This is a genomic window from Paenibacillus sp. IHBB 3054 (assembly GCF_051594305.1).
Taxonomy (GTDB): Bacteria; Bacillota; Bacilli; order Paenibacillales; family Paenibacillaceae; genus Paenibacillus_AQ.
In genome coordinates, this window is sequence record NZ_JBOFBG010000018.1 from 1 (window position 1) to 25,664 (window position 25,664).

Consider the following 25,664-nt stretch of genomic DNA (forward strand, 5'->3'; position numbering starts at 1 on the left):
TAATTCGAAAGAGGTGCCGCTTGCTGTTTGGAGATATGGAGTGTATCCGGCTTCATTCAGAACTTTACTGCCCTTATTGGTAATGCTCAGTCCTACCTTGGCGTACACTTTACCGCTAAATTTATAGAGCTGCAGAGAATCCGCACTTGCTGAAACTGGAATGTCATTCATGGTGGTGCTCAGGATCTTACCGCGTTCAGCGGCTGTGGAATAGCCCGCCGGAATCGCCAGAGAACCCGCATTCTTTAGGTACCCCTTGGCTTTGGCGTCCCATACGTACATGGCAATCTTCATTCCCTGCAGCGAAGTCGTTTGACCGACATTCACATAGTAGGTCACACGCAGGCTGTCCTTCGCACCGACCTTTTTCTTAAGCGCATCAGCAGTTACTGGATTGGCGGGAATGGCTGATCCTCCCGGAGTGACTACACGCGGAAAATAATGCACCAGATTGGCACTAGAACTGCCGTTGTTAGAGAGCTTAAGCGTATAGGCCAGAATATTGCCACCGGTTTGCGGCCAAATATTAACATCCTCCAATGCGGCAGTGACTCCTTGGCCTAATTGAATCGGATTGATTTTGACGGTTGCTGTTGCTGCTGCTGGTGTTGTGCCTGCTGCTTCCGAAGAAGGAGCAGCTATCCCTCCGGCCACTTGACCGAGAACGATGGTGCTTAAGAGCAGAGCAACGTATGTATTTTTATGCTTTCTCACTTTCTTTCCCCTCCCAAGTCTATTAACTAGAATTATTATAGTTGTTGGCTGGAAGGTAAATGTAACCAAGTTGTAACTCTATGATGCGAATTTGTAACCTTTTTGTGCCAATGTTGCAAAAAAACAGCGCAACATGCGCTGTTTTCAGAACGGTGACCGTTAATAAACCCTAATCGTCTGCGGCATTAAGAGCCGAAAGTCCGGCGGTACTGGCTCGGAGGCATACCTTCTGCCAGTTTGAACATTTTAATGAAGTAGCTGGATTGATGAAACCCGGTCTGATCTGCAATCTGCGCCACAGACAAATCGGAAGAGACCAGCAGCAGCTTGGCCCTGGCCAGACGGCAGTCACTCAAATAACGGTTCGGTGTCTTCCCCATGATGGACCGGAAGAGCCGCAAAAAGTGATAGCTGCTGTAACCCGCAAGCCTTGACATGCTCTCCAGTGTCCAGGGGCGCTGGCAATCCTTATGAATCATGTCGGCTGTGCGCCTGATGGAATGTCGGATCTCCAGTGGCACCGATCCGTGAAGCGGCTCAGAATTTTGCAACAGTGTAACCAGAATTTCATAAAGTAAAGCCGAGAAACGAGGTTCACTCCGGGTTTCATGGACTGCGCTAAGCTCGAACAGCTCATCAAAGATAGACTCCAGCCCGGCATCCGGATCGAATGTAAAGAAATAACCGCGCGACTGATCTGCTTCCTCCAGTAGCGGCAAGGAAATGGCTGTATTGAAGTGAACCCAGCGCACCTCCCAGGGTCTGCGGGGATCAGAGCCATATTGTTGATATGCCCCTCTAGGGAACAGAAAGCCGCTTCCCCTTCCCATGGGAATCCGTTCTCCCTCCTGAAAAACATAACCTGTCCCCTCAAATACCAGATGGAGATTGTAGCTGTTCAGTACCCCCTCGCTTCTCCGCTCCGCATGCTGCGGAAAATGATTGTAATGCCCGAGAAACTCCGGATAGCATACGTAGTGGGCGTAAGCAGGGGCTGGCAAGACCCATTGCTTTTTCATTTCGTCCCCCCTCTATTCTAACTTGGAAAGCAAGCACGCAATATAGTCATATAATAGCAATATTATGTTATATCAGTTTTTATGTACCTGATAATACAATAGATTTGTAGAATGTTCAAAGCATATTTTTACACTTGGAGGAACCTATGAAGAAACCAGTTGCAGCAGATCGGTTCGAGCTGGGCGTATGCTATTACCCCGAGCATTGGCCGGAAGAGATGTGGGAAGATGATTACCGCCGGATGGTGGAAACAGGCTTCACGATTGTCCGTATGGGTGAATTCGCCTGGTCCATTTTTGAACCGGAAGAAGGCGTCTATCAGTTTGAACTGTTCGACCGCGCCATTGATCTGGCTTACCGCCATGGACTCAAGGTGGTGTTGGGTACACCGACGGCTACGCCTCCTGCCTGGCTTACCGAACGATACCCGGAAGTGCTTAATGTGACTTATGAAGGTGTTACTCTTCAGCATGGCATGCGCCGGCATTACAATTACAGCAGCCCCAAATACCGCGAGTTATGCGCCCGGATTGCCGCTCAGCTTGCAGCACATTATGGCAACCACCCGGGAGTAACCGGCTGGCAGATCGACAACGAGCTGAACTGCGAGATCAGTGAATTCTATTCCGAAAGTGACCACAAGTCTTTCCGGAAGTGGCTGCAAGATAAATACGGCTCCTTGGAGAAACTGAATGAGGCATGGGGTGCAGTCTTCTGGAATCAGAGCTACACTAACTGGTCTCAGGTCTTTTTACCGCGTCCTACCCCGGTCCCGAGACAGCCTAATCCGCATCAGGCACTGGACGAGAAGCGGTTTATCTCTGACAATACGATTTCCTTTGCCAAGAATCAGGCCGACATTATCCGTGCTGCGGCGCCGGATCAATGGGTTACGACAAACGGGTTATTCGGCCATTTGGACAGTCATCAAATGAGTGATGAGCTGCTGGACTTTTTCAGCTATGATTCATATCCCCAGTTCTCCAGCATTCATACTGATCCTGCTGAACGAAATCCGCTGGGTGACCGGAGCTGGAGCCTGTCCCTCAGTGTTGTGCGTTCCATCAGCCCCAACTTCTGCATCATGGAACAGCAATCCGGTCCAGGCGGCTGGGTGAACCGTATGGACATGCCCTCACCTAAACCCGGACAGATGCGGCTTTGGACTTACCAGTCCATCGCCCATGGCGCAGATATGGTGCTGTACTTCCGCTGGAGAACGGCAACCATGGGCAATGAGATCTATTGGCATGGCCTCAATGATTATCATAACCAGCCCAACCGGAGAGTCCGGGAAGCGGCGCGGATCGGCCAGGAGCTGGCGGCATCCGGCAAAGAGATCATCGGGACACGCGCTGAAGCCACAGTAGCTATTCTGCGGGATTATGACAATGAATGGGACGGTGAATATGATGTCTGGCACGGCCCTTTCATGTGGCAGAGCAACAAGGAATGGTTCAAAGCGCTGCAGCGGCAGCACATTCCAAGCGACATTGTCTACTTGGGCGGCGCTACAACCGTAGAGGAACTGGCCCGTTATCAAGTGCTGGTCTATCCGCATCCGGCCATCATGACAGATGAAACAGCGGCATTATTGGATGAATATGTGCAGCAAGGCGGGAAACTGATCTTCGGCTGTCGGACCGGCTACAAGGATAAGCGTGGACATTGCTATATGCGGCCTTTTCCCGGGGCGGCAAGACAGCTCTGCGGGATAACAGTGGAAGAATTCACTGTGGTTAAAGGTACACGGCGTCCCACCTTTATCAGTTGGACTGAAGCACCGGAAGCACTGACGGGAGCCGACGCTTTTAACGATATCCTTTACGTGGAAGAAGACAGCGTGGAAGTCATGGCGACCTACGCTTCCGATTATTATAAAGGAAAACCGGCCGTTACCCGAAATCTCCGCGGTAAAGGCGAGGTGTGGTATTACGGAGCTGTATTCAATGAAGAAGCTGCGACAAGAATCATTGGTGCTCTAAATCTACGTTCACCTGCTGAACATTGGCTGGAGCTGCCAAGTGAGGTGGAGCTGCAAATCCGTCAAGGCGAATCCGCCAGTCTCACCTTCCTGCTGAACTACAGCGAAGAGCCTGCAGTGATCTCACTCAAAGAACAGAGAACAGATTTGCTGACAGGAGAAAGCATTTCGGGAACCTACAGTATGGAAGGATTCGGTGTGCTGGTGCTCAAATAATAGGATAAATACAATTTGAAAGTCCCGCTGCAGAACTATCTGCAGCGGGACTTTTTGGTGAAGTTAGTGCACAGATTGCATTCCTTGAAGCAGATGGATGATCTCTCCATCATCACTTCTTCGCTGACTCTCTTGTTTCACAATGCCTCATACATAGCTCAGGCCGGTTCATTCTCGGGTTTTCCAGAAACAATACCCTTGCAAACCACGGTTAATTATTAGATATTAATATAATCTGATTTTATTTCATCTTGATGATTCCATTGATAAAAAGGAGGAGCAACCATGAAGCTGGAGCCTGTACAGGCGTCAGAAACACTTGACGCGCAGGGCAAGGAGGACAGCTTCCTGCAGGGAGTTAAGGATTGTATCCCCACTTTGCTAGGATATTTAAGTATCGGCTTTGCCGCCGGGGTTGTCGAGAAAACGGCCGGTCTTTCCATCGCTGAAATAGCTATGATTTCCATCATTCTCTACGCCGGCTCCGCCCAGTTCATTGCGGCGGGGATGATAGCCGCAGGAAGCACGGGGGCCAGCATCATCATTACGATCCTGCTTGTGAATCTGCGCCACCTGCTGTTAAGTGCCGCGTTGTCCCCTTACTTCCGCCACCTCACACCCATGAGAAACCTGCTGATAGGCGCACTCTTAACCGATGAAACCTTTGGTGTCGCTATTCAGGAGAGTGCGAGAAAAAAGCACATCAGCGAGAAATGGATGCATGGACTCAATATCACAGCCTACCTGAATTGGTTGTTCGCGAACCTCGCAGGTGCTGTTCTGGGACAGTGGATCTCAAGCCCGGAGCAGTGGGGACTGGATTTCGCGCTTCCGGCTATGTTCATCGGACTACTGGTGCTGACCATACTGAGCAGGAACAAATATGCACTGGATCTTATAGTTGGAGCTATTGCCGTAGTGGTTACGGTCGGTGTCTCCATCCTGTGGTCGCCTAATTTCGGCGTGATCGCTGCAGCTCTAATTGCACCTACGATAGGGATGGTGATGCAAAAATGGAAATAAGACTGGATATCTTCTTGATTATCTTCGGAGCCGCATTGGTTACGTTCATTCCGCGGGTACTTCCGATGATGCTGCTAAGCCGGATCACCATTCCCGAATGGGGGATGCGCTGGTTGAGTTATATACCCATTGCGATTATGTCGGCGCTCGTCGCCCAGGAGCTGTTCATTCAGGAAGGAAAATTCACTTCACTGTCATCCAATGTGGAACTGATCGCCGCCTTGCCCACCTTCTGGGTGGCCATAAAGACGCGCAGTTTGCTGGGAACCGTGCTTACCGGAGTTCTATCACTCATGCTTCTGCGCTTGTTAATGTAACTCCTCGTGATAGCTGTCATCAGGCAAGTTAGCTGTTTTTTCCCAGATTTTCCCTGTATAGCTGCCGATGTTCATGATCGCCTGCTGCGCTTCGGGCAGCAGTGCGGCCATGAATTGAAACACACTCCACATGTTCTCCCATACTTCCAGTGTAACCTCTACTCCATCAGCACGTGCGCGATCGGCCAAACGTTCCGCATCACTGAGCAGCACTTCTTGATCACCAACCTGAATATACAGATGGGGCAAACCGTGCAGATAGAGCCGTAACGGAGAGAGAATCGCAGGCTTCTCCCTGGCGGAACCGCCTAAGTAATCCTCCAGAATTCTCTGATTACCCTCACGGCTCCCCGTTGGATCTGAATCAGCCATGCTATCATAAGAATATCCGTCCAAATGTACGAGATCACTATGCGGCGAGAGCAGAAACGCCCCTGCAGGCATCTTCTCCCCAGCATCCCGCACACTGATCATTGTCATCAAGGCCAGAGTGGCCCCTACCGAATCGCCGCCAAGGATAATGTCATCCGGCGAATATCCCTCCGCCAGCATCCAGCGGTATGCATTAAGGCTATCTTCATTTGCGGCCGGATAACGATGCTCCGGGGCAAGCCTATATTCCACTGTAAGTACAGGAACACTGCAGGCTGAAGACAGTCTTGCCGCCAGATCACGATAGATCTCACAGTTCCCGGAGATAAACCCTCCCCCGTGAAAATATAGGATTGCTCGATTTCTTCCTTCCGCGTTAATACAAGGAGCGATGACCCATTCACCAGTCAACTGCTGGGTCGTTACCGGCTTCACCTGTACATCACCCGGAAGTGCCGGCAATTGCTTGGCGGCTTCCGCCATTTCAGAACGAATTTGCTCTGCCGGCTTTCCCAAATTGCTGCCTGTTTGTTTTAAGAAGCTTTTCATAGCTTGAAGCTGTTCGATCGGTGTCTGCATCCTGTTCATTCCTCCTACAAGGTTTTGTCTGGATTGTAAACCCTGTAGTATGGTACGCAGTCAAGAGGCAATCTGTATTCCGGGTTCTTTATGGCTCCATCTTAAGAATATGCAATGTCTCCTGTACCCCCGGATGTCTCTCGGCGGATTCGAGGTTGCTCTTCAGATCGCCCAGCAGCGCCTTCGTCTTCTCCCGCTTTGATATTTCGAGGTCAATGCTGATTACTTTCCGTTCAATAACTGCGATAAAATCAGCGATCCCGATACTTCCGTCTGCCGACCTCACCAGTGCCTTCTTGATCTCCCTCAGCGTAAACCCGCAAGACTTGGCATTCTGGATAAAGACGATTCGGTTCAATGTCTCTTGTGTATATTGCCGGTAACCGGATGCCGTCCGCTGTGGTGCCGGAAGCAGCCCGTGCTTCTCATAATATCTAAGCGTTTCTATATTCACATTAGCCTCTTTTGCCAGCTCCCCGCGCAAATACCGGGCCATCCTCTCCACTCCTCTTCGTATCCAACTATATAGATTGAACTTATAATTCTTCTATTTTGGGATTGTCCGTGACTACAGTGAATGTTTGGACTTCCGGCCGCTGTTAGGTTTGGATTTCCTGAAATAACCGCGAATCGCGGTAGAAATCCAAACCTTGCTCATGCTTCCGAAGCGAGCTTTCCTACGGAAAGCTTTCAGGCGGACGCTGTCGCTCCTGCAGTTCCAAAATTCCCCTCCGCCACTTTTTCCTACATGTAATTCTTAAGTTCAATCTATATATGAGAATTATTTCAGCCGGTCCTTCAAAGCAGAAACTTCTGCTGCCTGCGGCTCCTCCTCTCCGTATCTCGCCTGATTGTAAAGCCTAAGCAAACCTTCAGGAACTGCCGGGGTATTGCTGTCTCCATTACGGCGGCGGTTCTTCCCGCCAGTCCATTCCTCCACATCTGCTCCCGTCTCTTGTGGAGTAAGAAATCCTTTCACTTCATATCCTTCGTTCCGATTGCTGTTAAGCCAATGGCGATACATCCAGCGTACCCGCTCACAGCCTCCATCCATTCCTTCCCAGCGGTCACTGTGCCTACGCAGCTTCAACCGGCTGCTCCAGTAGTCCCGAATGCCTTGCACAGTCTTTCCCCAGGCGAAGATGCTCTCTTCTTCATCCTGAAAGGCATTATGCTCCTGCGGCGTTTCTCTCCGCAGCATGGACAGCAGAGCATCCAGCGCTCTGCGCAGCACTCCGCCTGTATTTCTGTAAAGCCAACGCAAGACATAATAAAGCAAAACTAGAATTGCCGCCGCTCCAATGGCATAAAACAAGACTTCGAAGATCATTGCCAGCAAACCCGGTTCATGAGTCTCGGCCGAAGGCAGCTCTAGTGGCTGCGCCGGAGGAGCAGCTTCAGGCGGAATCGGCTCCTCTGTTCCGTTGAACAACGCGATGATCCAGTTCAAAAACATCCGGACTGTATTCCACAGAAGCATGCCTACAGCTTTGCCCCCGCCTGCCGCAAGCAAGCCGGCCACGACAATAAACAGCAGGACAAACATCCGGTTATGCCGTCTTATCCCTGCCGGCAGGCGCGCGGATTCACCGGCAAAAGAGCTGTAGCGAAGAAAGCTGGTATTCGTATCCAACAGTACTAATACCAGACACAGACTTCCACACCAGGTTAACAAGGACAGGTTGGACTCAAGTGCAGGAATCCGGGTATTGATGATTGTAGCTGTAAAATAAACGGCAATTCCGGCAATGTACATTCCATTCCGGTTATTCCGGGAAGCGGCAGTCATCCCCAGATAAGCAAACAACATGCTGCAAGCGATAAAAGGAAGTGCAAAAATGGACAACTCACCGAATAAAAAGCCTGACGCCACCCCCAGGAGCAGAGCGGAAAGCAGCTGCTTCCACTTCCGGTTGCATAAATGCCGCAACAGCACCCCGGCCAGCGCTAGGAGAGGCAGAATGTACATCCATGGCAAGACAGCCTGCCCGGACTGCTGGTAGCTTTGAAGCAGAACCCATACCGGAAGAAATAGAAGCCATTCTATGAGACAGGCCAACCATAAAGTCAAAGACGCTTTCATTCGGGGACCTCTAGCAGTGTTCATGCAGACTCTCTCCCCTCATCCGGAATGTCGAGCCATTCCACGCCATTTCCCAGCAGTCTTAACTGCTCAGCTGCCAGCTCAAGCTCTGGGCCTCGGTGACAGGTAATAATTAGATAATCATTATCTTTATGCCCTTCTTCAGCTACTAACTCCAATAGTCTTGACATGGGCAGCGTCCTGTCCAGGTTCAGCCGGGCCAAGAGTCCCAGTACATCCTCCAGTTGACCCATCGGGTTTGCAGTCACCGGTTCCCGCTCACCTCCACCGTCCATTCTCCCGTTGCTAAGCAGCCCGGTGTCGATCCCGTGCCCTACTGCATATTCTGCTATCGTCGCTGCATAACGGATACCCAGCTCAATCCGTTCCTTATCTGTAACGGTTCTCCACATGGAGTCACTGATCTCAACATTCAGACAGAGGAACAGCCGCGAATCGGCGGTGTAATCTTTTTGATGCACCTGCATATGCCCGGTTCTGGCCGTTGCCTTCCAGTTAATAGATGCAAGCGAATCCCCTGGACTGTACTCTCGGGTTCCGGCCGTCAGAAAAGGATCTTCAATAATCCATCTTTTGACCGGCAGTTCTCCCAGCCAGCTGTGTATCGGCAGCGGTAGCTCATAAAGGTCTATAATCTCCGGATAAACCAGCAGTTCCAATTGCAAGGAGAACGCTTTGCTGTTCCGGCTCATGCCAAAGAGGTCTCCGGTGGTCATCGTGACGCTTTCCAGCTTGAACAAGCCTCTTTGCTGACAACGGACCTGGTGGCGACGTTTAATATGACGGTAAGACCTCAGAAAAAACATACTTACGTGGTTCTGATAAATCTCCCCGCTGCTGACACCGAGATTCTCCTGGCTGCCGAACTCCAGACCCCGGGCTATGCTGGACTCCAGCCGCAGCCAGGGCAATGGGAGCAGCTTATTGTTGGCTATCTCCTCAACCATCTCCACCTGCTCTCCTTCATAAGCGGTTTTGGCCGAGAAATAGCGGGTGTAGCTGACTTTCTTCAGCGAATGTCGCTGATAGACAGCAGAAATCAACAGCAGCATCAGGAGCGTGCTGAGGATGAACCAGGGCAGTGCCATCTCTTACTCCACCCTTCCGCCGCTTGTAGCCGGGAGCGGTTCTGCCGGCACCTCCACTTCGCGCAGCTTCTGGAGAACCAGCTCTACGGCTTGCCCCTCCCGGGATCCCGGGCCGCGCTGCAGCACCAGCCGGTGGGCAAGGACGGGAACTGCCACTGCCTTGATATCATCCGGAATCACATAATTCCTGCCTTGAATCAATGCGTACCCTTGGGAAGCACGCAGCAAGGCGAAGCCTGCCCGCGGACTGGCTCCCAGCTTGACCCCCGGTGCAGTGCGGGTCGCTTCGACGATCCGGATCATATAGGCCAGCAAATCGTCGCTGACATTCACTGCAGCCGTAAGCTGCTGAATCTCTTGAATCTGCCAGGCGGTTGCTACCGCAGTCGTCTGTTCAAGCGGATTGTTCTGGCGGAACCGCTGTAGAATATGAACCCCTTGCTCAAAGGTTGGATAGCCGGTCCTAATCCGCATCAGAAATCGGTCAAGCTGGGCTTCAGGCAGCGGGAAAGTCCCCTGACTGTCAACCGGATTCTGTGTTGCAATGACGAGGAACGGCGCTTCCAGCTCATGGGTCACACCATCGATCGTAATCTGCCGCTCCTCCATGCATTCCAGCAGGCTGGACTGGGTCCGCGGTGTTGCCCGGTTGATCTCATCGGCCAAGAGAATGCTGGCGAATACCGGGCCCGGACGGAATTGAAACTCACCGGTCTTCTGATTATAGTAATTGATTCCGCTTAAGTCAGAGGGCAATAAGTCCGGAGTGAACTGAATCCGCTTGAACGTGCAGTCCAGCGAGCGGGCCAGTGTTTTGGCGAGCAGAGTTTTACCTGTGCCGGGAACATCCTCCAGCAGCACATGTCCATTGGCGAGCAGGGCTGTCAGCAGAAGATTCACACCTTCCTCTTTGCCGACAATAACTTTAGCCAGATTGACTCTTATCGATTCTATTAATTGAGTTGCTTCTTGAAGATTCATAAATCAGGCACCATCCCATCGCTTTAGTGGTATGTATTAATTCCTAATCATACCAGAAAGCGCCTCCAATTTATAATAGATAAGTCGCCTGCGGCTATTTGGACGCCGTACTTATCTTGGAGCGGATGAAAGCAACAATGAAGTAATACACGGGGATGCACTCCACAATCAGCCAAATAATCACAGTGCCAAAGGCATTATAATTCTTGTTGTATTGAGTGAGATTGAGCGAATACAGATAGGCAATTGTAATCGAACCAATCGTCAGGAATGGGATCATCACTTTTTTTGCCTTCTGCTTGGTTAAGTACAAAGCACATTTGTGCGCTACATAAATCAAAAAAGAGCTGTGAATAAACATGGAAGCAGACCATAATCCGATGAGAATCGGGTCCGAATTACCCAGCAGATCATCATGTGAAGAACTCTGGATCAATTGCAAATAAGGAAACTGCAGTTCCTTGCCGAAATGTGGGCCAAAATTCAAGATGGTTATCAGCCATGCAGCCAGTACGGTCAGCATTACGCTAATCCCCGCAACAATCAGCCGTTTCTGCATTTTGTTGTCGATTTTGAGATCCGGGGCAACGAACAAAAACACCGTCCATCCCCCAAACCAGGACATTGTCGTGATTGAATCCTTAAAAGCAATCCCGGGATCATGGTAATGGAGCAGGGCAGGAAGCATCGAGTAGTCGGCATTTGGGATAAATAAATAATAACTGAGCGCAGTGGAGAAGAGAAAAACCAGAAATAACCCGTCAGTCATATAGACCATCGTCGAAAAGCCCAAGTGAGCCGTATACATAATCACCAGCCCAATAACAATCTGAACAAACAGCGGTGGCGTCTCGCGCAAATAATTAGCACCAAAAAACAATACAAAATTCTCAATATCAAAGGAGACAAAATAAACACACCAGATCAGCAGAAGAAAAACCATTGCCCCATGCAGCCACTTCCCCATAATCTCCTTGCCAAAATCGACCCACGCCTCTCCAGGCTTTATCTTGCCCACCTGAATAGTAAAAAAAAGCGGAATCATCCCCATTGCACAGCCTGCAATGATCGCAATCCAGCCCTGATAGCCTGAAGTTGAGAGTAAACCGGGGATCAGAAACATGGAGCTCTGTGAAGCGAGGTAGACAACGGTGAAGCGGAACATCTGCCATTTGGTTGTAGTCATAACGTCTCCTTGAATATTCATTTATCTCTCCGAACCAAAATCCTCTATAGTGAAGTCAGCCGTTACTTTGATCTCGGCATGCTTGGCGTAATAATCAGTCCAGCGTTCACGGAGCTTATTCCACGCCTTCGGATAATTCCATTCCACCAGCATTCCAAGCTGCAGAACGTCAACCTGCGCGTCTTGCACAGTCCGGAGCGAGTCCGAAATTTCTTTTACAACCTGCTCCTGAAGCCTTCTCTTTATTAAAGGACTAAGATTGCTAGCACTGCGGCCTTCTGAATCTTTAAAAAAGGTAATACTTGCGCTCCCTTTCACTTTTATATGAAAGACAGGACCTTCGCTTGTCATTTTTACAGAGCTTGAGGCGGAGTTTCTTTGGAATATAGCGCTGGCAGTGCCCTTACCTTCTTCATCCCAGGTTATCGTATATTCAGGCAGCTTCAATCTTCCGGCCAGATGTCCCGCCCCCCATGCCAAAGCCCTGCTCTGCTTTACATCCAGAATGCCCTTCATCTTAGCATCATGGAACAGCATTACCCCTTGTACACCTACCCAATACTCCGTTTTTCCTTGCTCGCTCGTTTCGTCTTTCTTACCGAATGAAAGATAGTTCATCGCATACCCCATATTTGAAACTTCCGCTAATATACAATCCATAACGCTTGTATTGAACATGATATTCTCATTTGCGATATTCATCAGCACTTGGTCGGGAAGCTGTTCGAACACAGGAGATAACTTAAAAATATCTTTGGCCTTCCCGGGGGCAGCCATGATATATGTGCCGAGGGGAAATTCAGGTTTTCTTTCGAACCATTCCAGCACCTCCCCGATTCCCTGCCGGGCATATTCCTTGCCCAACACGACAATTTTGATGTGAGAGATCTCAATACGGCGTGAAAGATCCTTTTGAATCATGATGGCCGCATCCTGGAGGGTACGCGCTGTCTTTGAAACCATAGTGTAGGCTTTGCCGTCTCCGGTTCCGCTCCCTGTTTGCGTACCTGACATCAGCCTATTGGGTAGAGGTGAGCTGATGGATACCTCAACCGTTCCGGGTTCTTTGCCAACATCAATGTATAATCCATAAACAAAAGTCAATTCATCCAGTTCCACCTTGGACCAGCAGCCGGTCAGATTCAGCAGCATCATGATAATGACTGCCAGCTTTAAAAGTTTCATTGTTGCTTCTGTCTCCTTTTATTCTTCCTGTCCGTAAAGGATGTGCTGCGTTTGGTCATGAACGGGGAGGGGAATCGAAGCACTGTATCTTTCCAATCTTGTAATACAAGCGGAGCGACCGGCTGCAAATAAGGAGTTCCGAAGGATTTGAGATTGGCCAAATGACCGTAAATCACAAAGGTGGCCGCAAATACGCCCAATAACCCCATGGTCCCACCCAGGATCAAAAGTACAAAACGCAGTAATCTGAAAGTCAAACCCAGCTCCAAATGGGGAATGATATAGGAGGCGATACCGGTGATGGAAACGACAATAACCATCGGCGCAGAAACAATACCCGCTTGAACCGCAGCCTGCCCGATTACGATACCGCCAATGATGGATACCGTCTGCCCTACGGGCTTAGGAATCCGGGTTCCTGCTTCTCTGAGTGCTTCAAAGGTCAGCTCCATGATCAGAGCTTCGGTCAGGGCAGAGAAAGGAATGTTTTCTCTTGCAGCGGCAATGGTAATCAAAAGTTCGGAAGGAATGATCTGCGAATGAAAGGTTGTAATCGCAACATACAACGCAGGCAGCAGCATCGAAATAATTGAAAAAAAGAAGCGGACCAGCCGGATCCAGCTGCCGGCATAAGAGCTTTGATAATAATCTTCCGAGGACTGCAGCAATGAGAATAGAGTTACAGGTGTCAGCAGGGCAGATGGAGTGCCATCCTGCAGCATTCCTATCCGCCCTTCCATTAAAGAGGCCGCCACAGAATCTGGACGTTCCGTATACTGGAACACCGGAAAAGGTGAGAAATGTCCCTGCTTCATCTGCTCTGCCAAATAACTGATGCCAAGCATACCGTCGATAGACAGGTTGCGTAATGTATCTTCAATTGAAGCCAGAATCTCAGGCTTGTACAGCCCTTCAATATACACCAGATATACATCAGTTTTTGTATATTTGCCGACAGAGAAATGCTTGGTCTTCAAATCGGCATGTTTTATCTTGTGGCGCAGCAAGGATAAATTGGTATCGATATCTTCGATGAAAGCCTCCTGGGGGCCGATGACAACCAGCTCATTCTGTGATTCCGATACTGCACGTTTCTGATAATGGGCGATCTCGAAATAATATAAATAGGGCAGCCCTTCGATGCAGAGTACCGGATTGCCGCTGACTATCAGCTCTACCGCTCTATCGGGGTCAAATGCCTTAATATAAGGAATGGCAAAAGCTGATCCCCGGTCGAGCCGTTCCAGAAAACGCGGCCAATCCGGCTCGGAATTCGCTTCGGATTTGAGCGGTGATGACACAAACTCCTGCAGGCTGAGTGTATCTACAATGGAAGGAATGTAGACCAGCATGCAGGCATGACCATATACGATAATAGACTGGTAAACGGCATCGCTGCTTCCTGTAAGCTGCTCTTTAATATTATCCAGCATGCTGGCTGTCATCTCGCTTCACCTCCTCTGATCTTTAGAGAATCTTACTTAGTTTTCCAATAGTTGATGAAGTTATGCATCTATTCCCTGTCCGCTCGCAGCACAAAGAGCCTGCTCACCAGCAGGCCCTTAGGGTTAATTCATCATGAGTAAAGATTCAGTTCAATCCGCCGATTACCGGATGCGGGATATACGGTTCTTCCAGTCTGCGGACTTCTTCCGGGTTCAGACGAAGGGACACCGCTGCTGCTGCATCCTCCAGATGCGCCATCTTGGTCGCTCCGACAATCGGAGCGGCCACAGGATTCTTCTGAAGCACCCAAGCCAAGGCCACCTGAGCACGCGGGACAGCCCGTTCCTCGGCGATTTCCTTCACCCGAAGTGCAACAATCCGGTCGGCCTCTTCCATTTGTGAATAAAGCTGCTTGGCGAATTCGTCGCGCTCGGAACGGGGGCTCGCTTCTTCCCAGTCCCTTGTAAGGCGGCCGCGAGCCAATGGACTCCAGGGAATCACGCCGATGCCTTCCGCTTCACAAAGCGGCAGCATTTCCCGTTCCTCCTCACGGTACAGCAAATTCACATAATTCTGCATGCTGACAAAACGGGTCCAGCCATGCTGTTCTGCAACGTGCAGCGCCTTGAGAAACTGCCAGGCATACATGGAGGAAGCTCCGATATAACGGGCTTTCCCCGCCTTCACAACATCATGCAGGGCCTCCATCGTCTCTTCGATAGGCGTCTGGTTATCCCAGCGGTGGATTTGATACAAGTCCACATAATCCGTTCCCAGCCGCTTAAGACTGTGGTCAATTTCACTCAGTATCGCTTTGCGTGACAATCCGCCGCCATTGGGTCCCGGCCGCATTCTGCCATGCACCTTGGTGGCAATGACCACTTCATCGCGGGAGGCAAAATCCTTCAGCGCCCGCCCAAGTATCTCCTCACTGGTTCCGTCCGAATATACATTGGCTGTATCAAAGAAATTAATGCCCAGCTCCAGCGCCTTTTGGATAAACGGACGACTCTCCTGCTCATTCAGTGTCCAGCCATGCGACCCGCGTTCAGGAATGCCATAACTCATGCAGCCGAGGCAAATCCGCGAGACATCCAGACCGGTAGATCCCAGTTTCACATATTCCAAGATCAACAACTTCCTCTCTATACCAAATGTAATAATAGCCATTCCACTATAGTATAGCGCCGTTAATCGAGAAATAAAAACGCTCTTCCACCTAGTCCGGTTAATATATTGTCTGTAACCAGTTGGATTTCGTCCAGTTCAGTTTACCCGCTCCCGAGCCATTGGAAGCCGTTAGTCTGGCAGCTAGCGTGGAGGGGTCATCCACCGGATAGCTGTAAGGCAAAGCCGAAATCCCAGACCAGGAGAATGGAATAATAGCTGCCGGTACCGGGGCAAGCGAACTTCCGGAGGTGTCACTGTCCCCTCTGAATGACACGCCATTCAAAGAGTACATCGTGTCGAGCGCCTTGATTTTTCCGGTGTAGCTGGAATCTGCGGGATCTGTCTGATTATTGCGCAGCGGATACAAGATATCAACGAAGTTGGATTTCTCTACTAATACCGCCCCGCCTTCCGTAGAAATGGACCCGTTGCTGGTCACACCGAAGTGGTAGCCCTTGCCGGCAATCGCCGTTTCCATCGCTGTTGTGATTCTTGATTTTGCTGCCCAAGCAGCAGAATTATTCGCCAGAATGTTATAGACATGGGCGTTGCCTCCCCGCAGACGCGGCAAGCGGTCCTGAATGTCGAGATAATAATTATGGTGCAGGGTAATGCTTAAATTGGAATTTCCCGAATCAAAAGATGTGGCACCCACCAAATGTCCCTTTTTCTGCGAGCTTGCAACTGCAATGATATCTTCCTTGCTTAAACCGATGGCGCTGCTGCGCAGATAGGCATACATCGGATAAGCAGTGCTGTTGGCCTCCAGCGCGTTGATCTGCCGGGTCACCCAACTGTTTGGACTCCGGTCATCGCCCTTGAAGGTTGACCAGGAGATGGTCACCCCGGAAGTGCCCTTCTTCGAATCAACCAATCCGTCATAGGACTTGTTAAAGGTACAGTGGTCAATCCATACGTTGGTGTCCTCTTCAAGCGTGATATAATCCCAGTCGTTTTTGTCGAAATCCCCCTTGCTGGCCTCATCCCATTCCCATAATTCGTCGAATTCGAGATTGCGGATGATCAGGTTGGAGCTGCGTTTAATTGTAAATGCCGCATGCTTAATCTTAGCCCCGTTAGCCGAGAAGATCGTCAGACCGTCAAAGCCGTCAAGAGTAACTTTGCTTACTCCTGTCTGCAGAAGTACCGGGTGAGTCAGCGGAGAATTATGGGCCGCAAACGGTGAGGTTTGAGCAGCGGAAGGGATCTCGTTCCAGCCTAGATTCAGGTCATTCATAATCTCAATGACCTTTACACCGGACCCTTTCTTGAGGGCAGCTGCCAGATCAGTCGCAGTGTACACCTTTTTGTAAAGGGCGGCATTCGATTCATTCACAATGCCTCCACCGGAGTTGCCTGCGGAGAAGCCAGTCAAATTATATGCATCGAATGCGTCTGTTGGTGCTGATGGTGTTGCAGTAGGAGTTACGGTAGCAGTCGGAATAGATGTCGGTGTTGCCGTAGGCGTAGCTGTTGCTGCCGGTGTTTGTGCGGGTGTTGCCGACGGAGCAGCCGTCGCAGTTGCCGTAGGTGCTGCGGTTGCCGTAGGCGTGCCGGAAAGATCGGATACGATAATGTTATCGAACTTGGCCGCTGTTTTGAAGGCTACCAGCCCGATGGCTCCACTGGTCAGGCTGCTGTCGGTTGCTGTAAGCTGGAGAGTACCATTTACGTACATTTTCAGGGTGCTTCCGTTCAGTTCAAGCTTTACGGTATACCATGTACCCGTTGACAGTGGAACATCCGTTTTGGCCGCCAGGGTCGTTGACGAGCCGCTGAGTTTCTTGCGGATTTCCAAAGTACCGCCATTGCTGTTTGACAAGGAAGCTGCGTAATAATTGTTTCCGTCGCCATACCGGCCGCAGATAAGGGTTCTGTTGCTGCCGTTGAAATTGTCAATTTTGACCTCGGACTGCACGCTGTAATTGGTCCAGCCGCTGTTGCCGGCAGAAGTGCGGCCTTCCGAGGAGCTGGATTGATAGTAGACGGAGGAACTTCCATCCTGAACGACAGACCAGGTTCCTGTTGTGCTGGTCCAGTTGTTAGCGCCTTCATTTTCAAAATCATAGCTGACTAAAGAAGCTGCGCTGGTCGGGACAATAAATATCAGTGCAAGAATTACAGCGAATCCAATTCCGCTCAGCAGCCTTAATCTCATTTGTTTGGAAGCCATTTTTCTCCTCCTCAAAGTTTGTATAGCATCCATCTCCTTGTTATAACGATTACTGGAGCGTAGCTCCGATATTCGTGCCGCTTGGTGTGCCCGAGCCAATGAGGTCACTGCCGCTGGCGAGTTTCAGGAAGTTGCCGAGTGTGAAGGAACCATCCTCATTTCTGACGACTGAAGGGGTCAAGCTGGCGAAATCGGCACTGCTCGCGACCAGGCCCTTGGCATTCGTGCTGGCATTGCTCTTCCACCAGACATTGGTGCTGAGAACATCCGTACCGCTGGTTTTGTCACTGGATCCGCCGGCAAAGCTCAAATTATTGGTGAACTGATGTGTCCCTGTGTCAAAAGCAAAATTGCTTTGCCCATTGCTCCACGAGGTATTGCCTGTAAGTTGAATGGAGCCCGGATTGCTATTGTAGGTGAAACCATGTTTTTTATTCTGGAAGGCGATGCTGTTCTGCACAATATGATTCACAGAAATTTTCTCCCCGCCCAGCTTGAATCCGTTGCCGTCACTGTTTGTCGTGCTGCTTCCATCCGAGGTTTGGCCATTTTTGTAGGCGATGCTGTTCTTGATCGTAACCACACCAATCGGGCCTGTTTCCGATTTGGTATATAAATCCCAGCCGTCATCTGTATTCCATGCAGCAATACACTTGTCAAAGACGTTGCCCGGTCCAATCGTCAGCTTGGCGGCAAAACCATCAGCATCCTCCCCATTGTCCGGGTCGAAATTGTCGTGGGAGTATACGCCAATGATCTGGTTATAGCTGGGCCAGTCGCTCATATTGGAGAGTGAGGAGGAATAGCGGCTGATCTGCAGCCCTGAATCCCGGTTATGGTGCGTTTCTACATTCTCAATGATATTGTAATTGCCGCCAATGAAGATCCCGTTATCTCCGGCACCTTTGATCTCAAGCCCCTTTACCTTCCAGTAATGGCCATAAATCTGCAGTCCGCGTTCAGTAGACCCAAAGGATTCGGCGAAGAAATCAAGCACCGGTTTTTCGTTTCCGTAAGCCACAATATTTTTGCGCAAACTGGTGCTTCCACTGTTCTCCCGTTCAATTGTTACTGGAGCGGAAAAAGTATAGGTTCCCCCGCGCAGATAGATAGTCTCTCCCGGGGCTACTCTGGTAATAGCTGATTCCAGGGTCGTAGGACTGCCGATGGTTCCGGCATTTCCGGCCGCTCCATTCGGTGAGACATAAAGTGAGCCTGTTGCCGGAGGGGGTGTCGTTGTCGGTGCCACGGTTGGTGTTGGTGTAACGGTTGCTGTTGCTGTGGGTACAGCTGTCGGAGTAGCCGATGGTGCTGGAGTTGAACTGGCCGTAGCCGTCGGTGCCACGGTTGCAGTTGCGGTAGGTGAAGGAGTTGGAGTCGTGGAATCCGCACTAGAAACAACTACATTGTCAAACTTGGCTGCTGTCTTATAAGCGACCAATCCGATAGCGCCGGAAGTCAAATTGTTATCGTGTGCATTCAATTGCAAGACATTATTCACATAAAAGTTGATCGTGCTTCCGCTCAGCTCTAGCTTAACCGTGTACACTGTACCTGCAGTGACAGGGAAGTCTGTTTTAGTGGCAAGTGTAGTGCTGGAGCCGCCGACCTTTTTCCGGATTTCCAGCGTACCCCCATTGCTGTTGGATAGCGAAGCCGCATAATAATTATTACCATCTGTATAACGGCCGCAGAGATAAGTGCGGTTTGTGCCGTTAAAGTTGTCAATTTTCACATCTGCCTGCACGCTGTAGTCAGTCCAGCTACTGTTGCCCGCCGAGGAGCGCCCTTCCGTATTGCCCGATTGATAATAGACATGAGAGCTACCGTCCTGCACCACTGTCCATGAGCCTGACGTATGGGTCCAACTGCTGGCGTTACCGGATTCAAAATCATCACTGAAAATGCTTGCCGCTTGAACGGACGGAATACTTCCACCCACCCCTGAGAGAGCCAGCATAGCCGAAAGCGCAATCATTGCAGAGAATGCAAATTGTTTTTTTATTTTCACGTTAACATTTACCTCCAATAGATTATATTCTTTCAGTACCTGTTGCGGTATTTACGAATTCTTCCCTGTTTCTGCTTCTTCAAATCAGCACAGTAACTATCCCGGCATCGCATCCCTCACTTTACTTTAAACTTAAGACTGCCGAAAAATCAAAAGCCTGCTCTTTTGCAGTGGTCAGCCTAATCTCAATCATAAGTATTTATTGAGAATTGTACAGTCATTTTCACCCCTCATTATTACAGTTATGTGAAATATTGAACACCGGGATAATCACCCTCGGTGTACATTGCTGAGCATATGAAAAGCCAACAAAAAACATTCGTTTTTGTTGGCCTGCTCGTCTTGTAGGGCTATATGGACTTAAACTATTCAGCTTTGAATATAGGGTTTCAAGCTTTGCAGCAGTGTCTGCAGCTTGCCGGAGCACTCTTCGTACATCTGTTTGGCTTCCTTATTGTTGGTGGAAAGGCTGAACAGTTCCAGATCGGCTTCACATTTTTTCAGCAGTGCGTATAGCTGGGGTTTATCCTGCGGCTTTGGCACCTGCACCTTGTCCGCATATAGATCCACGGTAAGTTCGCCATAGGAATCCACCTGGCCGAGGTATACATTTTCAGCGGTTAAACCCTGCTTTTCAAGCTGTCCCTGCAGCCAGCCACGGGACAGATTCAGTGTGTCCAAAGGTTCATCCAAGATCTTGCCGTCCATAATGACGGCTTGTGGTTCCTTCTCAGGAGCCACTTTAATGCCCATATCTTTTGGTGTCAGCGCCTGATTCTCCCGGGTAAGCAGGACGTTAATCGCTCCATCCGATTCCATGATTGCAAATTCAACATCTGCCAATTTGAAGACATCCTTCTTCCGCAGCTCCTCCAGCAATTCGTCAGTTGTTAAACGCTCTTTTTTCATATTATCTTCCAGAATTTTACCGTCTTTGATCAGCACGGTTGACTTGAAGTCAATGAAATCCCTGGCCTTCTTGCTCTTGATTTGCAGATACTCGATACCAAGGGAGAACGCCACCCAGACGATCAGCGCAATTAATCCCAAATGCCATGTTTTATCCGTATCCAGGGATATGTAAGCCGCCAAGCTACCAACTGTAATTCCAGTGATATATTCGAAAAAAGACAGCTGCGAAACTTGTCTCTTCCCCAGCAGCTTTGTCAAAAAGAAGAGCACAACCACCGCGAAAATTGTCCGCCAAATCACCTCAAGCCATTCCGGCATGATTACTACCTCCTAAGTTTAGAATCACCGCATGCCAACATGCCTATTATTTGTCAAAGGGAGCAGACCTAACCAAGAAATAATTACTTGTTTAATCCAGAAGACCAATGCTTAGCATTGGAATGTAATTCCTGTATTTCTGCATCTTCACCTGTAGATACTATGACTCGATCAGTTTGCTAACTTTCTAGAAGGAGGAAATATCTAATGACTGTATCTTCACAAGTAAAGACTTGCCTGTCATCGCTGAAAAGCGCGCAAGCGAGTCTGGAGCAATTCGCGATGGAGACTCAAAACCAGCAGGCCAAAACCTTATTCACAAGCGCAGCGGAACAGACGCAGCAAATTGTGCAGCAGGTTGAAGGCCGTGTAACCGAACTCGAACAAGAGGAGCCACAGTACAAAGGCTTCTAGGATGTAATCTTTACTCATAAACAAAAAGCAGCCGTATCCGCAGACATGTCTGGGATACGGCTGCTTTATTTACGTGAACACTCGTGCGACAACAGCAGGCGTATTCAGGTGCGCCTACCTTAACCATCTGCTTCTATCCAAGCTGCATGTGCTTCGCAGAAAGGTTTATGACCTCAGCAATTTCAAGCTTGCGGCCCGTCTTGGCACTCTCAAGGGCACCGAATACCATCGCCATACTGTAGCGGTTATCCCTGCAGTCTGTTTCAGCAGGACGCTGCACGGAGAGCGAAAGGAACATCTCTTCCAGACAGCCATGATGGAAGGTCTCATCCATCGAAACAGCCTGTGCTTCTACCTGCTCATAGTCACGGATGAACTTGCCGGACTGGTCACCACCTGCGATTACTTCAGCATAAGGCATGCCTACACCATCCCAGAGAATAACCCCTTTCTCTCCCTGAATCCGCCACGACGCTTCCCAAGAGGTAGGTGCACCTTCCGCACACCAGGACCCTTGGTAGCAAAATACAGAGCCATCCGACATTTCGAAGATGCAAATAGCGGCAGCTTGGCCTTCATACCAGGAGCCGGGTGGATTAAATTCCTGGCAGTACACTGTAACCGGATCAGCTCCGCTGATAAACCGGGCCTGATCGAAGGTATGGATGGCCATGTCCAGCAGGAGCGGACTGCTCATCACCTCGCGGAAACCGCCAAAATGGGGGGCGAGGAAGAAACTCGCTCCGATATAACCTGTCCGGCCGACCGTACCTGCATCGACTAGCCCGCGCAGCGAGCGGATGCGCGTATCGTACCTGCGGTTCTGCATGACAGCATGTGTTCGTCCGGTGCGTTCCGACAACGCAACAATGTCATTGCACTCCTCCATCGTTTCAGCCAAGGGCTTCTCGCTGAACACATCACATTCCAGTTCAAGTGATGTACTGGCGATAGAATAATGACTGGACGGAACCGTGACGTCAAACACAAGGTTGGCACCCGTTTCTATAATTGCCTGCCGTATCTCCGTAAAGGCCGGAGTGGAAAGCCCATATTTCCCGGCCATAGCCTGTGCCGACTCCAGCTTGATATCTACAAGGGCAACGATTTCGACCTCCGGGTGTTTCAACGCATAGCTGATCCATTCATTGGCCATTCCTCCGCAACCGGCAATCGCAACACGGTATTTTGCTGTCATTGGTAGTTCCCCGCTTTCTGTATTAGACCGGATTGGGTATAAAGCTGCCGCCGCGGCAGTGTTTCAAATAGTTCAGGGCATGAACTTGTCCGGTCATCTCCAGCTCATCACGATATACCGGGTCATGCCAGCCTTCAATGTCGATGGTACCTTTGTAACCGGCTTGGCGCAAAACCGTGATCACATCAGCCCAGTTCGTGTCTCCAAAACCCGGGGTCCGGTGCCATACATAAGGCTTCGGACCATGAGTGCCGTATTCCTTGACAATATCCCAGGCGATTGTAGCATCCTTGCCATGTACATGGAATATTTTATCCGTCCACTTGCGCAGCTGCGGGAGCGGATCAATCAGCGCAACCATCTGGTGGCAGGGCTCCCACTCCAAACCGAGGTTGTCTGCCGGAACTGCGTTGAACATCTTTTCCCAGGCTGTAGGATTATGCGCAATATTCCAGTCTCCAGAGTCCCAATTGCCGCCCATCGAGCAGTTCTCAAATGCAATTCGCACCCCCCGGTCAGCCGCTCTCTTGGAAAGTTCCCCGAAGACCTGCGTGAATTTAGGTATTGATTCATCTATTGACTGCCCTGTCAGACGTCCTGTGAAACCGGATACCATATCGGTGCCGAAGAGATGGGCATGATCAATCAAACGTTCCCAGCTGGCCAGGGTATCCGCATTATCGCCGGCACCGGTTAGCGGGTTGCCGAATATGCCGACTGAGGAGATGACAAAATCATGCTCTGCAGCCAGTTCCCGCACACGCGCTGCAGTTTCTGTCAGATTCGTCTCTCCGGTGGTCTGCCAAAAGGTAAGACTGAAGGATTCAAATCCATGTCCAATTATTTGAGGAATCACTCTTACAGCTTCTCCCCCACCAACCAGTGTTCCGATTCTCATTGTATCTTCCATCTTGTGTACCACTCCAATATTGGTTTATAGTAAGTTCAGCAAATCAAGTATATAGCTCATTTGGTGTGAATTCTCGTCTTATCTTGTGTTAATATAGCTCAATATTGGGGGAGTTGAAAGAAGTCATGACTTATCCGAAGGAGCTTAAGGAATACCCGCAGCTCGAAGAGAAAACCTATCCGTTCCGCCTTTTTTTTAATGAGTGCCGGGAGGCTAAAGTGGAACAGAATATCCTTTTCCTGCATTGGCATGAGCATTTCGAAATCATTGTGATGCAGGAAGGCCATGCGATCTTTCATGTGGACAGCAAACCTTATGAAGCCGGACCGGGTGATGTGATTATTGTTCCTTCAGGCGGTTTGCATGTCGGTTACAGTTTATACAGTGGGGATATTTCTTACGTATCCATCGTGTTCCATGCTTCACTGTTCAAAGACAGAAACCAGGACTCCCAGCATGAGCAATTCGTTGCACCCTATTTGAATAACCGGTTTCAGTTTCCGGTCAAACCCGCCGATCTGAACCCGGCTTGCTCCTGTTATTATCCCCTGCTGCAAGCCATCATTGCCGAAGTGCGCAGTAAAGGCCCTGCTTTTCAACTGGTTGTAAAGAACCAATTGCATTTGTTCTTTACCCTGCTGTCACGCAGCTTTCCGCCGCAACAATTGTCAGAGAGGCATCAGAGCGAGCGCCATTCCATTAACCGCGAACGCTTTAAACCGCTGCTGGAATATCTGGAAGCTCATTTTGATGAGAAGATCTCGATTGAATGGGCTGCAAAGTTTGTCAATCTGAATCCTTATCATTTCTGCAAAACCTTCAAAAAGCTGACCGGACGCACCTTTATCGACTATGTGAACTTAAGCCGGATCCATGAAGCTGAACGTCTGCTGCTGGAGTCGGATTTGACCGTAACAGAAATTGCCGGCAAAGTGGGCTGCGACAACCCCAATTATTTCACCAAACTCTACAAGCAATACAAAGGGATTACTCCTTCCGGTGCGCGCAAATAGTTCACTCCTCCACCATAACACGTAAAACAGCACCGTACCTGGGAAGCGAACGGTGCTGTTTCTTGGGCAGGAAGATCATAATTAGCTTTCCTTCATCTATAATGATGATTTATTGAAGATTACATTTCGGAAATTTCCACCCAGCGTCTCTGTTCAATAGAGCGTTCAACAGCTTCCAGAACAGCCTGACATTTTACTCCGTCATTGAAGTTTGGCTCCGGCTGGCGTCCTTCCGCAATGGCGGTGGAGAGCTCCAGCATTTCGTGGATAAACGTATGCTCGAATCCGATGGTATGGCCCGGCGGCCACCAGGCTTCGGCGTAATCATGGGCCGGATCGGTGGCAAGCACACGCCGGAAGCCCTGTACATCTTCATCGTCCGAGGTCAGGTACACCTCCAGCTCATTCATCCGTTCGAAATCGAATTTCACACTGCCCAGACTGCCGTTAATCTCAAAAGAATTGGTCGAACGGTGACCCGCAGCAAAACGAGTAGCTTCAAAACTGCCCAAAGCACCACCTACAAACCGGGCCAGAAACAGTGTCGCATCGTCAACGGTCACTTCTCCTGTTGGGGCATCTTTGCTTGCCTTCGCACTTAAGCCGGTCATCTCAGCAGCTAGCGGACGCTCTTTGATAAAGGTCTCGCTCATTCCGATTACTTCCTGCATATCGCCGACCAGGAAATGGGCAAGATCAATTAAGTGTGCTCCAAGATCGCCATGCGAGCCGGAACCGGCAATCTCCTTCTGCAGTCTCCACACCAGCGGGAAATCCGGATCTATAATCCAGTCCTGCAGAAACCAGGCACGGAAATGATAGATCTTCCCGAGCCTTCCACTCTCAATCAGCCGCTTCGCCAGCCTGACTGCCGGTGAGAACCGGTAATTGAAGCCGACCATATGAATGATGCCCGCATCCGTCGCAGCCTCCAGCATCTCACGGGAATCCGCAAGATTCAGCGCCAGCGGCTTTTCGCAGAAAATATGCTTGCCTGCTTTGGCTGCTGCCAGAGCAATTTCCTTATGGGCATTGCTGGGCGCGTTGATATCAATGAGGTCAATATCCTCCCGGGAGATGAGCTCTTTCCAGTCAGTCACACTATCAGACCAGCCAAGCTGTAAAGCTGCTTCTTGCACCGCAGCGGTATTCCTCCCGCATATCATAGACATTTCCGGTCTCAGTGCCTGCGGAAAAAACATGGGAAGGCTGCGGTAGGCGTTGCTGTGGGCTTTGCCCATAAACTTGTAGCCGATCATTCCGATGCGAAGCTGTTTCATCTTATTCCTCCTTTGGTTCACTTTTCTTTGATGAAGTTCGAACGACGAGT

Annotated in this window: 21 protein-coding genes and 2 pseudogenes; 5 read left to right on the plus strand and 18 right to left on the minus strand. The window is 50.0% G+C overall.

Annotated features, from left to right (window positions below; genetic code table 11):
• Together ACQ76X_RS19205 and ACQ76X_RS19210 are read right to left on the minus strand one after the other, a co-directional pair.
• Positions 1-714 (minus strand): annotated as a pseudogene (locus ACQ76X_RS19205) (hypothetical protein); the annotation flags it as partial.
• A gap of 185 nt (positions 715-899) precedes the next feature.
• Positions 900-1,733 (minus strand): helix-turn-helix transcriptional regulator, encoded by an 834-nt coding sequence (locus tag ACQ76X_RS19210; protein WP_341092900.1) that lies wholly within the window; start codon positions 1,731-1,733, stop codon positions 900-902.
• 146 nt (positions 1,734-1,879) lie between these two features.
• On the opposite strand from ACQ76X_RS19210, the gene ACQ76X_RS19215 reads away from it, so the two are divergent.
• The 3 genes from ACQ76X_RS19215 (at position 1,880) to ACQ76X_RS19225 (ending at position 5,274) form a co-directional block, all read left to right on the plus strand.
• Positions 1,880-3,934, plus strand: coding sequence for a beta-galactosidase (locus tag ACQ76X_RS19215; protein ID WP_438495479.1), 2,055 nt, complete (start codon positions 1,880-1,882; stop codon positions 3,932-3,934).
• A 285-nt stretch (positions 3,935-4,219) separates the two neighbouring features.
• Positions 4,220-4,957, plus strand: a complete 738-nt coding sequence (locus ACQ76X_RS19220; RefSeq protein ID WP_038591428.1) for an AzlC family ABC transporter permease — start codon at positions 4,220-4,222, stop codon at positions 4,955-4,957.
• Complete coding sequence (locus ACQ76X_RS19225) at positions 4,948-5,274, plus strand: AzlD domain-containing protein (RefSeq protein WP_438495480.1); 327 nt, start codon at positions 4,948-4,950, stop codon at positions 5,272-5,274. The genes ACQ76X_RS19220 and ACQ76X_RS19225 overlap by 10 nt, the downstream gene beginning before the upstream one ends.
• Here ACQ76X_RS19225 and ACQ76X_RS19230 read toward each other — a convergent pair.
• From ACQ76X_RS19230 to ACQ76X_RS19290, 13 genes and pseudogenes are all read right to left on the minus strand, one after another.
• Entirely contained in the window at positions 5,266-6,225 is a 960-nt protein-coding gene (locus ACQ76X_RS19230; protein ID WP_438495481.1) for an alpha/beta hydrolase, read from the minus strand. The two genes, ACQ76X_RS19225 and ACQ76X_RS19230, sit on opposite strands and share 9 nt — an antisense overlap.
• 88 nt (positions 6,226-6,313) lie before the next feature.
• Positions 6,314-6,721: a MerR family transcriptional regulator gene (locus tag ACQ76X_RS19235; RefSeq protein ID WP_340898494.1), complete on the minus strand. Its 408-nt coding sequence runs from the start codon at positions 6,719-6,721 to the stop codon at positions 6,314-6,316.
• Positions 6,722-7,006: 285 nt separating this feature from the next.
• On the minus strand, positions 7,007-8,308 hold the full coding sequence (locus ACQ76X_RS19240; RefSeq protein ID WP_438495482.1) for a hypothetical protein: 1,302 nt from the start codon (positions 8,306-8,308) through the stop codon (positions 7,007-7,009).
• A gap of 20 nt (positions 8,309-8,328) precedes the next feature.
• Positions 8,329-9,417 (minus strand): DUF58 domain-containing protein, encoded by a 1,089-nt coding sequence (locus ACQ76X_RS19245; protein ID WP_438495483.1) that lies wholly within the window; start codon positions 9,415-9,417, stop codon positions 8,329-8,331.
• A 3-nt stretch (positions 9,418-9,420) separates the two neighbouring features.
• Positions 9,421-10,398 (minus strand): AAA family ATPase, encoded by a 978-nt coding sequence (locus tag ACQ76X_RS19250; RefSeq protein WP_438495484.1) that lies wholly within the window; start codon positions 10,396-10,398, stop codon positions 9,421-9,423.
• A 94-nt stretch (positions 10,399-10,492) separates the two neighbouring features.
• Complete coding sequence (locus tag ACQ76X_RS19255; protein WP_438495485.1) at positions 10,493-11,584, minus strand: GerAB/ArcD/ProY family transporter; 1,092 nt, start codon at positions 11,582-11,584, stop codon at positions 10,493-10,495.
• Positions 11,585-11,605: 21 nt separating this feature from the next.
• Positions 11,606-12,769: a Ger(x)C family spore germination protein gene (locus tag ACQ76X_RS19260; RefSeq protein ID WP_438495486.1), complete on the minus strand. Its 1,164-nt coding sequence runs from the start codon at positions 12,767-12,769 to the stop codon at positions 11,606-11,608.
• Entirely contained in the window at positions 12,766-14,214 is a 1,449-nt protein-coding gene (locus ACQ76X_RS19265; protein WP_438495487.1) for a spore germination protein, read from the minus strand. The genes ACQ76X_RS19260 and ACQ76X_RS19265 overlap by 4 nt, the downstream gene beginning before the upstream one ends.
• A gap of 145 nt (positions 14,215-14,359) precedes the next feature.
• Positions 14,360-15,343, minus strand: coding sequence for an aldo/keto reductase (locus tag ACQ76X_RS19270; RefSeq protein WP_438495488.1), 984 nt, complete (start codon positions 15,341-15,343; stop codon positions 14,360-14,362).
• A 100-nt stretch (positions 15,344-15,443) separates the two neighbouring features.
• Complete coding sequence (locus ACQ76X_RS19275) at positions 15,444-16,829, minus strand: hypothetical protein (protein WP_438495587.1); 1,386 nt, start codon at positions 16,827-16,829, stop codon at positions 15,444-15,446.
• Between the two features lie 132 nt (positions 16,830-16,961).
• A pseudogene (locus ACQ76X_RS19280) lies at positions 16,962-17,591 on the minus strand (family 16 glycoside hydrolase); the annotation flags it as partial.
• 16 nt (positions 17,592-17,607) lie between these two features.
• Positions 17,608-18,807 carry a right-handed parallel beta-helix repeat-containing protein gene (locus ACQ76X_RS19285; RefSeq protein WP_438495588.1) on the minus strand — a complete coding sequence of 400 codons (1,200 nt, stop codon included), beginning with the start codon at positions 18,805-18,807 and terminating at the stop codon, positions 17,608-17,610.
• Between the two features lie 1,131 nt (positions 18,808-19,938).
• Positions 19,939-20,799, minus strand: coding sequence for a DUF421 domain-containing protein (locus tag ACQ76X_RS19290; RefSeq protein WP_438495489.1), 861 nt, complete (start codon positions 20,797-20,799; stop codon positions 19,939-19,941).
• A 207-nt stretch (positions 20,800-21,006) separates the two neighbouring features.
• Here ACQ76X_RS19290 and ACQ76X_RS19295 point away from each other — a divergent pair, with 207 nt between their 5' ends.
• Entirely contained in the window at positions 21,007-21,213 is a 207-nt protein-coding gene (locus tag ACQ76X_RS19295) for a DUF1657 domain-containing protein (protein WP_038591399.1), read from the plus strand.
• A 133-nt stretch (positions 21,214-21,346) separates the two neighbouring features.
• Here ACQ76X_RS19295 and ACQ76X_RS19300 read toward each other — a convergent pair whose 3' ends face one another.
• Both ACQ76X_RS19300 and ACQ76X_RS19305 read right to left on the minus strand, forming a co-directional pair.
• Positions 21,347-22,411 carry a Gfo/Idh/MocA family protein gene (locus ACQ76X_RS19300; RefSeq protein WP_438495490.1) on the minus strand — a complete coding sequence of 355 codons (1,065 nt, stop codon included), beginning with the start codon at positions 22,409-22,411 and terminating at the stop codon, positions 21,347-21,349.
• A 22-nt stretch (positions 22,412-22,433) separates the two neighbouring features.
• Entirely contained in the window at positions 22,434-23,321 is an 888-nt protein-coding gene (locus ACQ76X_RS19305; protein WP_438495491.1) for a sugar phosphate isomerase/epimerase family protein, read from the minus strand.
• A 125-nt stretch (positions 23,322-23,446) separates the two neighbouring features.
• Between ACQ76X_RS19305 and ACQ76X_RS19310 the strand changes: the two genes are divergently transcribed.
• Complete coding sequence (locus tag ACQ76X_RS19310) at positions 23,447-24,334, plus strand: helix-turn-helix transcriptional regulator (RefSeq protein ID WP_038591390.1); 888 nt, start codon at positions 23,447-23,449, stop codon at positions 24,332-24,334.
• Positions 24,335-24,453: 119 nt separating this feature from the next.
• Here the strand turns inward: ACQ76X_RS19310 and ACQ76X_RS19315 are convergent, their stop codons facing one another.
• Complete coding sequence (locus ACQ76X_RS19315; RefSeq protein ID WP_438495492.1) at positions 24,454-25,614, minus strand: Gfo/Idh/MocA family protein; 1,161 nt, start codon at positions 25,612-25,614, stop codon at positions 24,454-24,456.
• Between the last annotated feature and the right edge of the window lie 50 nt (positions 25,615-25,664).